This is a genomic window from Aeromonas popoffii (assembly GCF_037818705.1).
Classification (GTDB): Bacteria; Pseudomonadota; Gammaproteobacteria; order Enterobacterales; family Aeromonadaceae; genus Aeromonas; species Aeromonas popoffii.
The window spans coordinates 480,001-497,593 of sequence record NZ_CP149129.1 but is presented as its reverse complement, the minus strand read 5'-3'; the positions used below and the strand labels follow the sequence as shown (position 1 = coordinate 497,593).

Annotated in this window: 14 protein-coding genes, 1 tRNA gene and 2 rRNA genes (1 of these 17 cut by a window edge); 6 read left to right on the top strand and 11 right to left on the bottom strand. The window is 60.0% G+C overall.

Annotated features, from left to right (window positions below; genetic code table 11):
- Positions 1-217 precede the first annotated feature (217 nt).
- Positions 218-535: a DUF1496 domain-containing protein gene (locus WJM78_RS02395; RefSeq protein ID WP_339013246.1), complete on the bottom strand. Its 318-nt coding sequence runs from the start codon at positions 533-535 to the stop codon at positions 218-220.
- A gap of 222 nt (positions 536-757) precedes the next feature.
- Here WJM78_RS02395 and WJM78_RS02390 point away from each other — a divergent pair, with 222 nt between their 5' ends.
- Together WJM78_RS02390 and WJM78_RS02385 are read left to right on the top strand one after the other, a co-directional pair.
- Entirely contained in the window at positions 758-1,672 is a 915-nt protein-coding gene (locus WJM78_RS02390) for a hypothetical protein (protein ID WP_339013243.1), read from the top strand.
- Between the two features lie 111 nt (positions 1,673-1,783).
- A complete protein-coding gene (locus WJM78_RS02385; RefSeq protein WP_339013240.1) occupies positions 1,784-2,557 on the top strand; it encodes a substrate-binding periplasmic protein in 774 nt (257 codons plus the stop codon).
- A 54-nt stretch (positions 2,558-2,611) separates the two neighbouring features.
- On the opposite strand, the gene WJM78_RS02380 is transcribed toward WJM78_RS02385, so the two are convergent.
- Entirely contained in the window at positions 2,612-2,992 is a 381-nt protein-coding gene (locus WJM78_RS02380; RefSeq protein WP_042039252.1) for a hypothetical protein, read from the bottom strand.
- Positions 2,993-3,187: 195 nt separating this feature from the next.
- Here WJM78_RS02380 and WJM78_RS02375 point away from each other — a divergent pair, with 195 nt between their 5' ends.
- Both WJM78_RS02375 and ydiK read left to right on the top strand, forming a co-directional pair.
- Entirely contained in the window at positions 3,188-4,567 is a 1,380-nt protein-coding gene (locus WJM78_RS02375; RefSeq protein WP_339013236.1) for a phosphatase PAP2 family protein, read from the top strand.
- Positions 4,564-5,649 (top strand): AI-2E family transporter YdiK, encoded by a 1,086-nt coding sequence (ydiK, locus tag WJM78_RS02370; protein ID WP_339013233.1) that lies wholly within the window; start codon positions 4,564-4,566, stop codon positions 5,647-5,649. The genes WJM78_RS02375 and ydiK overlap by 4 nt, the downstream gene beginning before the upstream one ends.
- Positions 5,650-5,961: 312 nt before the next feature.
- Here the strand turns inward: ydiK and WJM78_RS02365 are convergent, their stop codons facing one another.
- A complete protein-coding gene (locus tag WJM78_RS02365; RefSeq protein WP_339013230.1) occupies positions 5,962-6,543 on the bottom strand; it encodes a cold shock domain-containing protein in 582 nt (193 codons plus the stop codon).
- A 545-nt stretch (positions 6,544-7,088) separates the two neighbouring features.
- Between WJM78_RS02365 and dhaR the strand changes: the two genes are divergently transcribed.
- Complete coding sequence (dhaR, locus tag WJM78_RS02360) at positions 7,089-8,990, top strand: dihydroxyacetone kinase operon transcriptional regulator DhaR (protein ID WP_339013227.1); 1,902 nt, start codon at positions 7,089-7,091, stop codon at positions 8,988-8,990.
- Positions 8,991-9,084: 94 nt separating this feature from the next.
- Here the strand turns inward: dhaR and WJM78_RS02355 are convergent, their stop codons facing one another.
- The 5 genes from WJM78_RS02355 to WJM78_RS02335 all read right to left on the bottom strand — a co-directional run bounded on the left by WJM78_RS02355 (position 9,085) and on the right by WJM78_RS02335 (position 14,348).
- On the bottom strand, positions 9,085-10,167 hold the full coding sequence (locus WJM78_RS02355) for a glycerol dehydrogenase (protein ID WP_339013224.1): 1,083 nt from the start codon (positions 10,165-10,167) through the stop codon (positions 9,085-9,087).
- Between the two features lie 159 nt (positions 10,168-10,326).
- Positions 10,327-11,043 (bottom strand): dihydroxyacetone kinase phosphoryl donor subunit DhaM, encoded by a 717-nt coding sequence (dhaM, locus tag WJM78_RS02350; protein WP_339013221.1) that lies wholly within the window; start codon positions 11,041-11,043, stop codon positions 10,327-10,329.
- Position 11,044: 1 nt separating this feature from the next.
- A complete protein-coding gene (dhaL, locus tag WJM78_RS02345) occupies positions 11,045-11,674 on the bottom strand; it encodes a dihydroxyacetone kinase subunit DhaL (RefSeq protein ID WP_287147491.1) in 630 nt (209 codons plus the stop codon).
- A gap of 15 nt (positions 11,675-11,689) precedes the next feature.
- The gene (gene dhaK, locus WJM78_RS02340) at positions 11,690-12,760 is read right to left on the bottom strand and encodes a dihydroxyacetone kinase subunit DhaK (RefSeq protein WP_339013216.1); all 1,071 of its coding nucleotides are present in this window, start codon (positions 12,758-12,760) and stop codon (positions 11,690-11,692) included.
- Between the two features lie 229 nt (positions 12,761-12,989).
- Positions 12,990-14,348: an NCS2 family permease gene (locus tag WJM78_RS02335; RefSeq protein ID WP_042039244.1), complete on the bottom strand. Its 1,359-nt coding sequence runs from the start codon at positions 14,346-14,348 to the stop codon at positions 12,990-12,992.
- A gap of 227 nt (positions 14,349-14,575) precedes the next feature.
- On the opposite strand from WJM78_RS02335, the gene WJM78_RS02330 reads away from it, so the two are divergent.
- Entirely contained in the window at positions 14,576-14,908 is a 333-nt protein-coding gene (locus WJM78_RS02330) for a cupin domain-containing protein (protein ID WP_108536198.1), read from the top strand.
- A 150-nt stretch (positions 14,909-15,058) separates the two neighbouring features.
- Here the strand turns inward: WJM78_RS02330 and WJM78_RS02325 are convergent.
- From WJM78_RS02325 to WJM78_RS02315, 3 genes are all read right to left on the bottom strand, one after another.
- Positions 15,059-15,135 (bottom strand) — tRNA-Asp (locus tag WJM78_RS02325).
- A 98-nt stretch (positions 15,136-15,233) separates the two neighbouring features.
- Positions 15,234-15,348, bottom strand: a 5S ribosomal RNA gene (rrf, locus tag WJM78_RS02320).
- Between the two features lie 122 nt (positions 15,349-15,470).
- A 23S ribosomal RNA gene (locus WJM78_RS02315) occupies positions 15,471-17,593 on the bottom strand (it continues 767 nt past the right edge of the window).

Sequence of the window (17,593 nt, the reverse complement as noted above, 5' to 3'; positions counted from 1 at the left end):
GAGGCTCCGTTTTTCAATGCAGTATCAATCCCGGACGGAACGTGCTTCGCGCTCTTCCCGCTCCCTTGCCAACAAGCGTTTGTACCACCAGCTACTGCGACGACGTTGTGCATTGGAAGAGCGACGAGCCATTTCTTAGGTTCCAGCCAAGAGAGGAAAAGAGCCGCATTATGCGATAGAGGTCACGTCCATGTCTTTAGCTGGATCAAGAAAAGCCTCACTGGCCCACGGTAATGGTGCTGCTCCTGGCCGCGTTATCGGCAACATTCGACGCCCTTTCAGGTTCCCGCCAGGCCAGCGGCCCGTTGCTCTCCTGCGCATTCTGCGGGCTGTACTCTCGCCAGCTATCGCCCTGTTTAATCCGGGCACCCAGGGAATATTTCTGATCCTGATACCAACAGACCCGCTCCGGCAACGACCCCAGCGGCAGCACCAGCTTGGGGCTCGCTCGCTCCCCTGCGATAGTGGTGTGGGTGGCGGCCAAAGCCGGCACCCACCAGCAGGAGGCCAGCAGGCAGAGCAATATTTTTCTCATGGGTAGATCCTGTTTTGTTGTGGGGCACTCTCGATGGATCGACCACTCCCGGGGTTTACTTGACTGGCCATCATACTGCCTGCTGGCATTGTGGAGCCAATATGGTAGCCTGCCAGCGCCTGCGGGCAGGCTCTCGCTGCCACGCGCAAACTTCCGGTGAATTTGTCGTTTCCAGACAAAATATAACCTTATCTATCAAATCGTTATTTGGATATTATCCCAATGCGTATCATGCCATTGCTTCAGGCTGCCTGCCTGAGCCTGACGCTGTCCGCCTGCGTCGCCCCCCTCTTGATGATGAGCCCTACCAGTCAACTGATGTGGGCCCTGCTCAAGCCGCTGGTCGGTTTTGACCCGAACGAGGTCAATCTGTTTGAACAACCCCTGATCAAGGATCGGATGACCAGCATTCTGGGCCCCAATTACGACAGCACCATGCAGTTGCTCAAGACAGCCAACGAGCTGCAGCAGGAGGGCCCGCTGTTCTACGTGGTCTCCCGCTACGCCCCCGTACCTGACGTTGCCAAGCAGGCGGGCATGGTGTGGAACTCGCAAACTAACCAGCTGTCTGTGTTGCTGCAAAAAGGGGATGGCACCACCCAGGCCTTTGGCGAAAACCTGGCGGGCACAGCCCCGCTTTGGCCAACGGCCATGCAGGGCTGGCAGAACCCGGACAGTCAGGTCATCCCGACGGCCAATGCCCTGACCGGCGCGGCGACCAACCAGAACGGCGCGTCCCCCTTCTCCCTTGGCAACGCCCTGAGCACAGTGATCAGTGGCACCACCAGCAAGCTTGCCGAGGAGGCCACTCAGGCCGCGACCAATGGTGTCAACAACGCAGCCAAGAGTGCCACAGCCGCCGTTACCACGCCTGCCAAGCAGACCGTCAGCAGCGCTGTCACAACGGCGACGCAAGACGTCACCAAGGCCGTTGCCGCTCCCGCCAAACAGGCCGTCAGCAGCGCCGCCACTACCGTGACGCAAGAAGCGACCAAGGCCGCTCCCGCCAAGCAGGCCGTCAGCAGCGCCAGCGCGGCATCCCATATGGCAGGCGAAAGTATCGCCGATGCGGCCAGAGCGGCGGAAGCCAAAGCCCGGGCCAAGGCAGAAGCCGAGATGGAAGCCCTGCTCAAATAAAACAACAGGCCACCGCAAGGTGGCCTGTTGTTTTATCCCGCCACCGGGCCATGAACTTGTGACAAAGGCCACATAGACTGTTAGGTAACCAACCTGCACAAGGAGTGCATCATGCGCCATCTGCTCTCTGTCCTCGCCTCTCTCGTTCTGTTTATCGCACTCCCGGCTCCGGCACTTATCTACTATTCGGAGCAGAACATGCCGATCAATGGTCAGGATAAAAACGGCCAGCCCACTGGCCTGGCAGTCGAGCTGCTGCGCCTGATGTGGCTGGAAATGGGTGAGCCGGAGCAACCGATCCACTTTCTGCCCTGGGCCCGTGGCTGGTATCTGCTGACCCAGCAGAAAGAGGCCGTGCTGTTTACCACGGCCCACACCAAAGAGCGGGCCCCCCACTTCCTCTGGGTCTGCCCCATCAGCCACTCGCGGGTAGCGCTGGTTGGCCGCAAGACAGATGCGCCCAGCGTCAGCAGCAAAGCCGATCTCGCCAAGTTGCAGATCGGCGTCATGCAAGCAGATGTAGGAGAGCAACTGCTGCTCAACCGGGGTATCAACCCCGCCAACCTGATGGCGGTGGAGCGGATGGATCAGGTGGTACGCCAGCTCATCATGGCCCGTACCGATCTGGTGGCGGGCAACGAGGTGATGTTGCGCCATCAGGCAAAAGAAATGGGTTTTCCCAGCGAAAATTTTGTCACCGTCGCGATTCTGGCGGAGCAGGACAACTGCTTTGCCTTCAACCCGGCGGCCGACAAACAACAGGTCGCCCGCCTGCAAGAGGCGCTCGACAAGGTCAGAAAGGGGGAGGCGTTCAAACAGCTGCTCGCCCGCTATCAGGATGTGGTGCAGACCCTGCCAGCAGATAACCTGCCGCGGATCGAGTAAAGGCACAATGCAAGCAGGCCACCCCGGGGTGGCCTGCTTCATCACATCGTCTGCTTACTGGAAGTCGCTGTCGTGATCGGACTTCTTGGTCTGGGCGCCTTCGCTGTGCTCTATGGCGGTGCGGATGAGATCCACCCCGGCGCGGATGATCAGCACACCCATGTTGACCAGCTTGACGCAGACCCACATGAAGGTGATCAGCAGTATCAGCTTGAGTACCGTCTGGAACGCCTCCAGGAAATTCTGCTCCAGCTGGCTGGTGAGGCCGCTCGCGCTGGTCATCAGCCAGGTGTAGACCTCGCGCACGAACGGGATGCGGCTCGGCATCTCCAGCACGTCCAGGGCTGCGGGCAGGGCCTGGAAGATGACGATGCTGCCGAACAGTATCAGAATGACACCGATGGCGATGCCCAGAAAAAAACCAAACTGTTTCATGGAAGGTCCCAAGGTTTGCTGCATGAAAATAACATAGCTGCCAATACTAGGGACTGCCTCACCACAGGGCAATCCTTGTGCGCAGGCAAGGCCAGTGCCCAACCCGCCATCCGGTGGACCCACGCAGGAAACCATTGCCCCACTATCTGATTTCTGTGACCCTTGCGCTCATAGTCCCCCCAACGCTCAGGCACCATGCTCCGCTCCTGTTTTTTACTGCTCTGCGCCCTGCTGCTGACACTGCCGGTCTCGGCCACTCCCACGGCTGCCGTCTGCGTGGTCAAACATCAGCAACAGCTGCTGCTGGTGCAGGACAGGATCTCTTCCCGCTACAGCCTGACCGGCGGTTACATAGATGCAGGGGAGACGCCCCGGCAGGCGGCGCTGCGCGAATTGTTTGAAGAGACAGGTCTGCGAGGCCGGATCATCGCCGAGCTGGGACCATGGCAGCGCGCCGTCCTGTTTGCCTGCCAGACGCTGGAACCCATCCGGGCGCAGACAGGCTCGGGCTTCGTCTCCCTGCTGCAAGCCCCCAACCTGGGTGGCGAAATCCTCAACGCCAGGCTGATAGAGCCATCCCGGCTGCCTGATGGGCAGCGCCGCTTTCCGACGCAGCTCGACTGGCTGGCCCCCCAACTGGCTGACATCCCCGACAGCCCTGTTCTGTGGCTGCCAGATTTCAGCGGCGAAGGCAATGCACTGCACCGGGCGGAACTCCCGCTGATACAACGCTTGCAGGAGTGGATCGGGGCAAGGGCGCCCTGGCTTGATGCCAGCAATCTGTTTGGTTCAGCCGCCTTTCAGCTTGCCCTGCTACCTTTGCTGCTGCCGTGGCTGGGCTGGTCCCGTCTGCGTCAGCTGTTGCTGGCCATGCTGAGCCTTACCCTGCTGATCCAGGTCGCCAAAGAGGGCCTCGGCTGGCCCAGACCCTTCCATCTCGATCCCGCACTGACACAAGGGAGCGCCCAGGGCTTTGGCATGCCGAGCGGTCACGCCGCCTCGGCGCTACTGTTCTGGGGCCTGCTGCTCAGGTGGTACTGGCCCGCCAACCCCTGGCGCGGCGCCGGGCTGGCCCTGCTGCTGGCAACCCTGACCGGGTTGGCCCGGGTCTGGCTCGGCGTCCACTTCCTGTCGGATGTGGCGGCGGGATTGGTGCTGGGCGCCCTGATGCTGACGATCAGTCCCGGTTTGTCCGGTATGGCTGCCCGGCCATGGATCTGGGGCGGGCTCACCCTCATCTGCGCACTGGCCACCTGGTGGAGCCAATCCTCGGCACTGGCAGGCCTGGCCATGTTCAGCCTGGGTCTGACCCTGGGCATGCGACTACCCTTGCCGCGAGAGCGGCGAAAACCCTGGCACACCCTGGCGATCACCCTGCTCGGCAGCCTGCCCCTTGGGGCCTTGCTGTGGGCACTGCCATTCTGGCTGACCAGCTCCTGGCTCATCCTGCTAGGCCAGTGGCTACTCTATTGTTGCCTGGGGCTCTGGTTGAGCGCCGGCCTCTGGTGGATACTCTCACTCATGAACTCCGACTCGCTACCCAAGGGCTCAGGCCCCGACAAGGGATTGTTATGAATATGAAAAAAGTGGATTTGGCCAAGATAACCCTGGGGGTGCTGTTTCTCAGCATCCTCATCATCTCGTGCTTCTTGGTGCTGCGCCCCTTCCTGCCCGCACTGGTGTGGGCCACCATGATCACCATAGCCACCTGGCCGTTGATGTTGATGATGCAGCGGCTGCTGTGGGGCAAACGGACGCTGGCGGCCATGTTCATGACGCTGGTGCTGCTGCTGATGTTTGTCATCCCGCTCTTTATGACGCTGGCCAATGTGACAGAGAAGGCACCCATGCTGATCGAGCTGGGCACCAGTATCAGTCACTCACCGCCGCCGGAGCTGCTCTGGCTGCAACAGATCCCGCTGGTGGGCGACAAGCTCTATGAGTTCTGGCAGCAAATTCTGGCGAGTGGTGGTCAGGTGCTGTTTGCCAAGCTGGCCCCCTATTTTGGCCAGACCGCCCGCTGGTTCGCCTCTCAGGCCGGCAATCTGGGCCTGCTGTTCGTCCATTTCCTGCTGACGGTCGGTATCTGCGGTGTGCTCTACCACTCGGGTGAGAAGGCAGCCGACGGGATCCGCCGCTTCGCCCACCGGCTGGCAGGGGAGCGCGGTGACAATGCCACAGTGCTCGCTTCCCAGGCGATCCGCGCCGTGGCCATGGGGGTGGTGGTCACCGCCCTGGTGCAATCTTCGGTAGCCGGGATCGGCCTGCTGATTGCCGGCATCCCCTATGCCATGGTGCTGGTGGTGGTGATGTTCCTGCTGATCGTCGCCCAGATCGGCCCCTTCCCGGTGCTGATCTCCTGTGTCGGTTATCTCTACTGGAGCGGCGACACCACCTGGGGCACCTTCCTGCTGGTGTGGTCACTGATTGCGGGCACCATGGACAACTTCCTGCGCCCCTTCCTGATCAAGCGCGGTGCCAACCTGCCGCTGATCCTTATTCTGGTGGGGGTTATCGGCGGCCTGCTGGCGATGGGGATCATAGGTCTGTTTATCGGCCCCGTGGTGCTGGCGGTGGGCTACACCCTGCTGGATGCCTGGATCAAGGAAAATGACCAACCGGCGGCCACCGTAGTTGAACCGCCCAAGGTTGAGTGACGATTCAGTAATAAGACGAGTCAGCCATCCATCGCTGATGCCAAGAGCCGCCCATCGGGCGGCTCTTTGGTTTTTGACGATCGTGATTGATGGCGATGGTGTCAGATTGGCTGATCCGCGCCAACCTGCATCCACCACATATTACCGTCCCGTGTAGGTTCGATTAGCGAAGCGTAATCGGACGATCGAGATGCCGCTGTCCCTGAGTTTCCGTGAATTAGCGATGCCTGCCAGAGGGGAAATACGGGTGGCCGTTATCGCGGGAGAATTGATTTACGCGAACGTCCGATTACGCCTTACGGCTAATCGAACCTACGGGCTAGTGGTATTTGTTATGTGCTTTACTACAAAATTTAGGATAGCCCGTACTTGGCCTGATAAAGCAGGTTTAGTTATTAACCAGTCGGCTATTGCTGGAGATACTTTGTAATAGGTCTTCACAAAGGCCCTACCCAAGACACTTCTTAGTAACGTTTCATCTCTATATTTGCACAACTCTCTTACTTGGTAACACGAAGGATCGCCATAAACAGCAGTAGCAATGAAGCACTTACTGAAAGTTTTTACTGTTGCCGCACAATAGGGGCAAACCGACTTTTTTGGGCTGCCTCCATAGGTAATGAGTCTAGGAACAATTTTTTTATCACAACTTGGGCAGTTGATTCTGTCATCAGCAGGCCGAGTGTTTTGCGAGGATGCTTTCGCAGTAATTGTGATATTGATTGCTCTCGGGCCTTTATTACCGGACTTTGACTCAAACTGAACCGAATCGCCACTTGATGGCAGCGATGCGCCATTGATGCTCTGAACATTGAAGTAATGATCTTCTCCGGCTTCAGACGTAATGAAGCCGTAACCCTTCTCTGAGCTGAACCATTTTACAGTGCCTTGCACGACATCTCCTTTTTCTTATTGCACATAACAGTGATTAGATGGAAGGTGGTTCCAATCCGTTAATAAAGCCTTCCATATAACTCCGGTTCGCCCTGATTGCCGCCACGGAAAATACATTTTACATCACAACATTACCGACCAGCCTACGGTGCTGAACGCATTCGCCAACCATCCTCTTTTGGCTCTGTTTTTTGCTACTGAGCAAAATACACGTAAGGGGCGGCAATGGAAAGCGCCATCCGGCCTCCTCTTCATGAACAAGTCAGGAGTGTGAGCGAGGTGACATATCAGACGTGCGGGGCAATGCCGGCGTGCCGCGCCTTCTGCCATTGGCTGTGCCAGCAGTTGGCCGGGGGCGAACCCGACAGTGCTGAGGGCGGGGTTGCCACCCTCTGAGGCAGGTCACTGAATCGGGCGCGCTGGCATGGTTAAATGACGGCTTATCTTTTTGCCGGATATTGCTGTGACCATGCCATCTGACCTTCAGCCGCTCCTGACTATGGGGATGCCTTCTGGCTGCGTGCTTACTGGATACTGCCGTGACCATGCCATCTGACCTTCAGCCACTGCAGCCCTGGCCTGACTATCTGCAGGCCTCCTGGCTGCGCTGCGCCCACCAGACCAGCGCCACCCTCTGGCACCCACCCCACAGCGCCAAGGGGCAGACCTTGCAGAGCCTGCGTCAGCGCAAGCGGGACTTGCTCACCACCGGCGAGATGGCCCTCGAAGATCTCTACGAATTTATGGAGGGGCGCCCCTGCGCCCTGCTGCTCACCGACGAGAGCGGCTGTCTGCTGGCCCACACCGGCCACCCCGATACGCTGGCGGAGCTGGCAGCGCTCGGGTTTGGCCCCGGCGCCTTTTTCAGCGAGGGGCGCATCGGCACCAATGCCATCAATCTGGCGGCGCTGGAGGGGCTACCGCTCTGCGTCAGCGGCCCCCAGCACTTCAACCAGACCCTCCACCCCTGGCACAGCTGCGCCAGCCCGGTCTACAACAGCAATGGCCGTCAGGTCGCCATCATCGCTCTGATCTGCAAGGTAGAGGCGGCGAGTGCCGGGGATCTGGCGCTCACAGTCAGCGCCGGTCGCGAGCTGGCCCATCTGCTGCAGATGGAGACCCTGATGCAGGAGTCCCAGCACCACCTGAGCGAGCTCTACGCCCTGCTCGACGGCATGGATGACGGCGTGCTGGCCTGGGATCCGCAGGGTAGACTGCGCTATCTCAACGCGCTGGCGGCCAACCGGCTGCGGCTCGATCCTGCGCTCTGTCTCGGTCAGCCGCTGGATCAGCACCTGCTGCTGCCCCAGCGGTTGCAGCTGGCCATCAAAGGGCAGACACCACTGAGTCATGTGGAGGTGACGCTGGAGCGGCTCGGTGCGCAGGAGGGGGAGTTCATCAATGCACTGGTGAGCCTCAAGCCGCTGCCGGGGCCGGAGGGGGTCAGCTTTATCGCCCTGCTGCACCCGGTCGATCGGCTGCGGGCCATTCATCAGCTGCGCCAGACGGTGCCCGAGCTCTCGGCGCTGGTGGGGGAATCGAGCGCTATGCGCAAGCTGCTGCGCTATGCCCGGCAGGCGGCCCAGAGTCAGGGGCCGATCCTGCTGCGCGGCGAGGAGGAGGTGGGCAAGGCCCAGCTGGCGGAGGCGATCCACTTTGGCAGTGAACGGGCCGCCGGGCCGCTCATAACCCTCAACTGTCAGGCGTTGCCGAGTGAGCGGATGGCGCTGGAGCTGATGGGATCCGACGAGGCGGGGCAGGAGCGGGCGGGCAAGTTCGAGCTGGCCCACGGCGGCACGCTGGTGCTGGAGCAGGTGGAGTGCCTCTCTGCCCCCATGCAGGCGGCGCTGCTGCAACTGCTCAAGACCGGCCGCATCCAGCGCTTCGATTCGGCCCGCATCTTGCCGCTCAAGGTGCGGATCGTCGCTACCAGTAGCGCCCCGCTAGAGCAACTGGTGCAGGAGGGGCTGTTTGGCCGCCAGCTGCTCTATGCGCTGCAGGCGTGCGAGCTGTGGCTGCCGGGGCTGCGCGAGCGCGCGGCGGATCTGCCGGGCCTGATCAGCCAGCAGTTGGCGGCGCAGGGGCGCGAGCCGGTGCGCCAGTTCAGTCCGGCGGCCCTCGATTGTCTGCTCGCCTATCCCTGGCCCGGCAATCTGGGGGAGCTGCGCAGCGCGGTCGAGCATGCCCTGCTTCATGCCGGTCAGGGGCTGATCCCGCCGGAGGCGCTGCCCGCTGCCATTCGCCACGGCTATCAGTTGGTGGCGGATGAGGTGGTGGGACAACCGCTGCTCACCCTGACGGAGCTGGAGCGCCAAGCCATTTTGCGCTGCGCCCACGCCTGCAAGGGACAGGTGAGCCAGATGGCCCAGCATCTTGGCATCAGCCGCACCACCCTCTGGCGGCGGCTCAAGCTGCTCGAGATCGATCCCGCTGACTATCACGGCTGATGGTTATTAAGGTCGTTGCGAACCGGCCCGTAGAAAATGAAACGGCCCCGCAGATGCGGGGCCGTGTTATATGGCAGGGTCAGCGGTAGCGCGGTTACAGCCCCAGCTGGTGGGCGGTGACGATGGCCGCCAGCACATCCTCGGCGGTAACCTTGAACGGCATGTTGTGGATGGTCTCCCCTTCCGCGGTAGAGGCTTTGGCCACCGCCATCAGGCGCGCCATATCCAGCTCCTTGACCCCCATCATATGCAGGTTGGTCGGCAGGCCGATCGAGCGGCAGAAACCCAACACGGTTTCGATCTCCGCCATCGGGGCGTTCTCCAGCACCAGCTGCACCAGGGTACCGAACGCCACTTTTTCACCGTGGTAGAGGTGGTGACACTCGGTGAGCTGGGTCAGGCCGTTGTGGATGGCGTGGGCGGCGGCCAGTCCGCTGCTCTCGAAGCCGATACCGCTCAAATAGGTGTTGGCCTCGATGATGTTCTCCACCGCCTTGGTGCAGAGCCCCTGTTCCACTGCCAGCTTGGCCTTGTAGCCGTCGGCCAGCAGGGTCTTGTAGCAGAGCTCGGCGATGGCTTGCGCCGCCAGCGTAGAGGCGCCACCGGCCATGGTTTGGCAACCGGAGACCTTGTTAGCGCGCGCCTCGAAGTAGGTGGAGAGCGCATCCCCCATGCCGGAGACCAGCAGCCGCACCGGCGCGCGGGAGACCACGCCGGTATCCATGATGACCATGTTGGGGTTGGTCGGGATCATCAGGTATTCGCTGAACTGCCCCTCCGGGGTGTAGATGACCGCCAGCGCGCTGGTGGGGGCATCGGTGGAGGCGATGGTCGGCACTATGACCACAGGCACCTTCTGGTAGAAGGCGACCGACTTGGCGGTATCCAGCGTCTTGCCGCCGCCGATGCCGATGATGACGTCAAACGGGGTCTGGTTGCAGCGGACCAGCAGGCGGTCGATCTCCGGGCGGGAGCACTCGCCGTTGAAGCAGTCGAACTCCGGTTTGATGCCCACACTGTGGAAGCTGGTAGCAACCGTGTCGCCAACCAGCTTGGTGACCAAGGCATCGGCCAGAATGAGCGGTTTGGTGCCGAGCGCCTTGACGTAGTTGCCGATATTGGCGAGTGCCCCGTTGCCTTGCACGTATTTGCTGGGGCTGATGATGATGCGATCCATTTTTTATCCCTCTCTCTAGTTCATAAGACTTCTTTTGAAACTAACAGGGGCGAAGGGGCGGCAGTGCCGGGGAGTCCTTCGTCTTTACTTACATTACAGTGGCGCGGCAGCTGGCCCATTCGGTCGGTGCCGCGCTTGGAAACGGGTTGGTGTGCGGCGTCAGTCGCCGAAACGCTCGGCGGCCAGCTGCTGGAAGCAGGCCAATGCGGCGGTGGCATCCTCCCCGCGCGCCAGCAGGGCGAGGGTGTCGCCCTGACGCACGTTGAGCATGGTGAGCCGGGTCAGGCTGCGGGGGTTGGCCTCTTTATCCCCCTTTTGCAGCTTGAGTTCAGCGGCAAAGGGCTTGAGGGCGGCTACCAGTCGGGCGGCGGGGCGCACATGCAGGCCGTGGGGGTTATCCACCACCACCTCGCAGCGCAGCCAGCCATCGTCGGTAACGGGGGCTGTGTCAGTAGCGGCCTGCACAGTGGTGGCAGGCAGCATCGCCTGTTTCGGGCCCAGCGCGCCGAGCGCCTCGGCGGCGACCTCATCCAGCGTCATCCCGGAACCGGCCGCCACCACGGCGGCCAGGGTGCCCTCGACCAGCGGGGCGGGGCAGAGCCGCACCCGGGCGCTTAACTCGGGGGGCAGCAGTTCGAGGGCGGTCTCGGCGCTCAAGAGGGCGCTGCCCAAGTCCATCAGTACCAGCACACCGCTGCCGTCATCTGCCTCTTCAATCGCACTCATCACCGCGATGGCATCTGTGCCTATGGGGTGGTCGGGGTCATCGACCCCGGCCGCCAGCAGCAGGCGGGCCGGGCTGCCCAGCTGATCGGCCAGCGCTTTCAGTCCGGCCGCCAGCATGGCGCTGTGAGAGACAACTACGATTCCGATCATGTCACAACCTCGCTCTGTCACGCAGGGCGGTCAGCAACAGCAGGGTCGAGGTGGCCCCGGCATCCTGATGGCCTATGCTGCGCTCGCCAAGATAGCTGGCGCGCCCTTTGCGAGCCTGCATCTGGATGGTGGCCTCGGTGCCGGCTGCGGCAGCGGTCACCGCCTTGTCCAGCGCATCATTGAGGGACAGCGCTTGCTGCTGCGCCTGTTGCAGGGCGGCCAGTGCGGGCCACCAGGCGTCGCACATGGTCTTGTCACCCGGCTCGGCGCGGCCGCGGGAGACAATCCCCTCGACGCCATCGCTCAGCATCTTGCACAACTGACTGAGACTCAGGCTCTGACAGGCATCCGTGCTGGCCGCGGCCCGTATAAAGAAGGTGCCGTAGAGCGGGCCACTGGCGCCGCCGACCGAGGAGAGCAACGTCATGCCGGTGGTTTTCAGCACCTGGCCGATGTCTTTGTCTGCCACCGCAGGCAGCTTCTCGGCCACCTTGGTAAAGCCGCGTTGCATGTTGAGGCCGTGGTCGCCGTCGCCGATATCGGTATCCAGCGCGGTGAGGTAGTCACGCTGCTCGGTAAAGATGTGTTCGCAGTCCAGCAGCCAGTTGACGATGTGATGTTTGCTTAGCATGAGAGTAAAGGCTCCTTAGCAACCGCGACGCAGGGCGGGGGTGTGAACGGGGGCATCCCACAGGGTCATCAGCTCATCATCCACCTTGAGCAGGGTGATGGAGATGCCGGTCATGTCGAGGGCGGTGCAGTAGGGGCCGATCAGGTTCCGTACCAGATGGATGCCTGCCGCTTCGCACAGGGTGGCGAGGCGACCATAGACACCATACAGCTCTGAAATCGGGGTGCCGCCGAGGCTGTTGACCAGCGCGATGACCCGATCGCCCGCATTCAGCGGCTCGATAAAGCTATGCTCTTCCTGCCAGCTGCCGGAGGCTCTGTCCCAGTGGCGCAGGGTGCGGCCATAGGGGGTGTTGTCCGCCAGCTCGCTGAACATGTCATCCACCAGAGTATTGAGGTCGGTGAAGGGGCGGCGCGCTATGCCGGGTTCGCCGTGGATACCGACGCCGAACTCCATCTCGTTGTCGGCCAGGGTGAAGGAGGGCTTGCCAGCGGCAGGCACGGTGCAGGCATGCATGGCAACGCCAATGGTGCGGCTCTGGTTGTTGATGCGGCGGGCCAGCGCTTCACAGCGGGTCAGGTCATAGCCTGCTTCGGCAGCGGCGCCCACCAGCTTTTCGCACAGCACAGTGGTGGCAACGCCACGGCGACCGGCGGTATAGAGGCTGTCTTTGACCGCCACGTCGTCATCGATCAGAGAGAAGCCGACCTTGACCCCATCGCCGTGCAGCAGCTCGACCGCGGTCTCGAAGTTGAGCACGTCGCCGGTGTAGTTCTTCACCAGAAACAGCACGCCCGCGCCGCCATCAACGGCCTGACCGCACTCGTACATCTGATCCGGGGTCGGGGAGGTAAAAATCTCACCGGGGCAGGCGCCATCCAGCATCCCTTTGCCCACCAGACCGCCGTGCATCGGTTCGTGGCCGCTGCCACCGCCGGAGACCAGTGCCACCTTGCCCATCACGGGGGAGTCGGCGCGGGTGATGTAGTGGGGTTCGATACGGACCTTGAGCTCGGGGTGGGCGGCAGCCATCCCCATCAGTTGTTCACGGACCACGGCATCGACGGCATTGATCAGTTTCTTCATGGCTCACTCCTTGGCTTGCCACCGCTCGGGTGGGCAAATGGTTGATGGAGCCAGTCTAACGGGATAAATCGGGAGAAAAATGATGGCCGGTTCGGTTCGGATTTGAAACAGCAGAGGGGATGTTGGCGTTTCAATCTGAAACAACGCGGAACAAACGGGCGGGAAACTGCTAGCGGCCTCACAGCCATGAAAAAGGGCCCCGCAGGGCCCTTCGCTATAACCGGTTGGGTTAGATGGCCCAACCCCCGGCATAGAAGACCACCAAAGCTACGGCGATGATGACGGTGCCGACGTTGAGTTTCTTCCACTCGGCGGCAAACAGACGACCCACGACCAGCGCCACAAAGCCCAGCATGATGCCGGTCACTATGTTGCAGGTCAGCACGATGAAGACGGCGCACAGCATGCCAGCCAGCGCATCGACCGAGTCGTTGAAGTCCAGCTTGGTGACGTTGCCCAGCATCAGCAGGCCGACGTACATCAGCGCCGGTGCGGTGGCATAAGCCGGCACCAGATAGCTGAGCGGGGAGAGGAAGATCATCAGCAGGAACAGCACGCCGACCAGCGCAGCAGTCAGACCGGTCTTGCCACCGGCTGCTGTGCCTGCGGCAGATTCGATGTAGACGGCGGCCGGAGCCCCACCCACCACGCCAGCCACCATGCTGCTGACGGAGTCGGCAGTCAGGGCCTTACCGCCGCTGATGATGTGGCCACGCTCATTGATGAGCCCCGCCTGACCCGCCACGGCACGTATGGTGCCGGTGGCGTCGAACACGGCCGTCATCACCAGTGCCAGCACAGTGGGGATGACCACCGGATTGAGGGCGCCCAGCAGATCCATGCTGCCAACCAGCGAACCTTTTTCACCGGTCAGGCTCGGCATGGCGAAGAAGCCCTGCCAGGTTACGTTCGGATCGAAGATGAGGCCGAGGATGGAGATGGCGATGATCACCATCAGGATACCGCCCGGCACCTTGCGACGCTCCAGACCGAAGATGGCGGCCAGACCCAGCACCGTCATGACGACAGGAAAGGAGGTCACCTCACCCAGTTGAACCGGCAGACCGGCCCCTTCGTTCTTGATCACCATACCGACACCGTTGGTGGCGATCAGCAGCAGGAACAGACCGATGCCGATGCCGGTGCCGTGGGCAATGCCGGAGGGAAGGTTGTCCAGGATCCACTGGCGCACGCCTGTGATACTGATGAGGGTAAACACCACCCCCATCAGGAAGATGGCGCCAAGGGCAACCGGAATGCTCAGTCCCTGACCCAGTACCAGACTGAACGCGGTAAAGGCGGTGAGGGAGATGGCGCAACCGATGGCCATCGGCAGCTTGGCCCACAGCCCCATCAGCAGGGAGCCGAAGGCAGCGATCAAACAGGTCGCCACGAAGACGGGCCCCTGCTCGAAGCCGGCAGCGCCCAGCATGTTCGGCACCACTATGATGCTGTAGACCATGGCCAGGAAGGTGGTCAAACCGGCCAGCAACTCCTGGCGCACGCTACTGCCGCGCGCAGAAATGGAAAAATAAGAGTCCAAAAAGCCGCCTTTTGCTCCGTTGGCGGCCATATCTTGCTTTGCCATAACTTATCCTGAAAGTGTGAAGGAAATCGTTTGCTTTTGTGGCGCGCAAAATAGCAAGAATTTGTCGAAATTGCAGCGAATTCCCTGAATTTTTCATCAAAATGGCAGAAATTGTTCTCGTTCGGACACAAATTTGCATACGCGCTTGCTGCAGCCCTCACCTTCATCCACGAGGAACGCCTCTATACTGCAGAGAACTATTCGCACTGCAAGACGGGAGATGACCCATGCACACGCGCAATCTGCTGAACGATATTCCCTCGCCACTGCCTACCGAACTCTTTCAGGGTCTTGTCAGTACCAACCACCTGCGAATCGAGCGCATTCTCTCCCACGGCCATCAGACGGCGCCGGGAGAGTGGTACGATCAGGATGAACATGAATGGATCCTGGTCGTGCAAGGAGAGGCCAGCCTGCTATTCATCGATCCGCAGACCCAGGAACAACAATCGGTACAACTGGGCCCGGGCGATCACATCAATATTCCCGCCCGCCAGAAACATAGGGTGGAGTGGACTCACCCCGACATGACCACAGTCTGGCTCTGCGTGTTCTACTGAGATGGATAAGGAGACTGAAAGGGTAGGCTTTAGACCTTGAATGATTTTGAGTTGATACCAAAAAGAAAAGTGGAGGCGGTTGAAGCAGATGAACTTGAGGCATCGGAAAAGCAAAAAGGCCTTCCCATTCAGGAAGGCCTTTCAATTTATTGGCGGAGCGGACGGGACTCGAACCCGCGACCCCCGGCGTGACAGGCCGGTATTCTAACCAACTGAACTACCGCTCCGCTATTTGGTTAGCTTTTCGCTAAATCTTCTGCCGATTATCAGAGGTGTCATCCTCTCGGCCAATGACGTGATTCTTCACATCACTGTTTAATTGGGTGCCTGGCAGTGTCCTACTCTCGCATGGCGAATGCCACACTACCATCGGCGCTACCGCGTTTCACTTCTGAGTTCGGCATGGGATCAGGTGGTTCCACGGCGCTATGGCCGCCAGGCAAATTCTTAATCCAGAAAGCTGACGTGAGTAATGATGTTGCGCTTGGCTTATCACTATCACTGAATTAGGTAAGTAGTTCGTTCATTCGCTACAAGGCCAGAAACACTTCTTGGGTGTTGTATGGTTAAGCCTCACGGGTAATTAGTATGGGTTAGCTCAACACATCACTGCGCTTACACACCCCACCTATCAACGTTGTGGTCTCCAACGGCCCTTTAGGACCCTCAAGGGGTCAGGGATGACTCATCTCAGGGCTCGCTTCCCGCTTAGATGCTTTCAGCGGTTATCGATTCCGAACTTAGCTACCGGGCAGTGCCACTGGCGTGACAACCCGAACACCAGAGGTTCGTTCACTCCGGTCCTCTCGTACTAGGAGCAACTCCCTTCAATCATCCAACGCCCACGGCAGATAGGGACCGAACTGTCTCACGACGTTCTGAACCCAGCTCGCGTACCACTTTAAATGGCGAACAGCCATACCCTTGGGACCGACTTCAGCCCCAGGATGTGATGAGCCGACATCGAGGTGCCAAACACCGCCGTCGATATGAACTCTTGGGCGGTATCAGCCTGTTATCCCCGGAGTACCTTTTATCCGTTGAGCGATGGCCCTTCCATTCAGAACCACCGGATCACTATGACCTACTTTCGTACCTGCTCGACCTGTCCGTCTCGCAGTTAAGCTGGCTTATGCCATTGCACTAACCTCCTGATGTCCGACCAGGATTAGCCAACCTTCGTGCTCCTCCGTTACTCTTTGGGAGGAGACCGCCCCAGTCAAACTACCCACCAGGCACTGTCCGCGAGCCCGATTCAGGGCCCTGCGTTAGAACATCAAACATACAAGGGTGGTATTTCAAGGACGGCTCCAGCGCAACTGGCGTCACGCCTTCAAAGCCTCCCACCTATCCTACACATGTAGGTTCAATGTTCAGTGCCAAGCTGTAGTAAAGGTTCACGGGGTCTTTCCGTCTAGCCGCGGGTACACCGCATCTTCACGGCGAATTCGATTTCACTGAGTCTCGGGTGGAGACAGCATGGCCATGGTTACACCATTCGTGCAGGTCGGAACTTACCCGACAAGGAATTTCGCTACCTTAGGACCGTTATAGTTACGGCCGCCGTTTACCGGGGCTTCGATCAAGAGCTTCGCTTGCGCTAACCCCATCAATTAACCTTCCGGCACCGGGCAGGTGTCACACCCTATACGTCCACTTTCGTGTTTGCAGAGTGCTGTGTTTTTGATAAACAGTCCCAGCCATCTGGTCACTGCGACTCCCAACTGCTCCATCCGCAAGGGACTTCACTGTCAGGAGCGAACCTTCTCCCGAAGTTACGGTTCTATTTTGCCTAGTTCCTTCACCCGAGTTCTCTCAAGCGCCTTGGTATTCTCTACCCGACCACCTGTGTCGGTTTGGGGTACGATGACTTGTAATCTGAAGCTTAGAGGCTTTTCCTGGAAGCAGGGCATCAATGGCTTCACCACCGTAGTGGCTTCGTCTCGTGTCTCAGTGTTGTGTCTCCGGATTTGCCTAGAAACACCACCTACGCACTTTCACCAGGACAACCGTCGCCTGGCCCACCTAGCCTTCTCCGTCCCCCCATCGCAATTACAAGTCGTGCAGGAATATTAACCTGCTTCCCATCGATTACGCCTTTCGGCCTCACCTTAGGGGTCGACTCACCCTGCCCCGATTAACGTTGGACAGGAACCCTTGGTCTTCCGGCGAGGAGGCTTTTCACCCCCTTTATCGTTACTTACGTCAGCATTCGCACTTCTGATATCTCCAGCATACCTCTCGATACACCTTCGCAGACTTACAGAACGCTCCCCTACCACTCACACATAAGTGTGAATCCGCGGCTTCGGTGCCTGGTTTGAGCCCCGTTACATCTTCCGCGCAGGCCGACTCGACTAGTGAGCTATTACGCTTTCTTTAAATGATGGCTGCTTCTAAGCCAACATCCTAGCTGTCTGAGCCTTCCCACATCGTTTCCCACTTAACCAGAACTTTGGGACCTTAGCCGGCGGTCTGGGTTGTTTCCCTCTTCACGACGGACGTTAGCACCCGCCGTGTGTCTCCCGGATATTACTTACTGGTATTCGGAGTTTGCATGGAGTTGGTAAGTCGGGATGACCCCCTAGTCCAAACAGTGCTCTACCCCCAGTAGTATTCGTCCGAGGCGCTACCTAAATAGCTTTCGGGGAGAACCAGCTATCTCCGAGTTTGATTGGCCTTTCA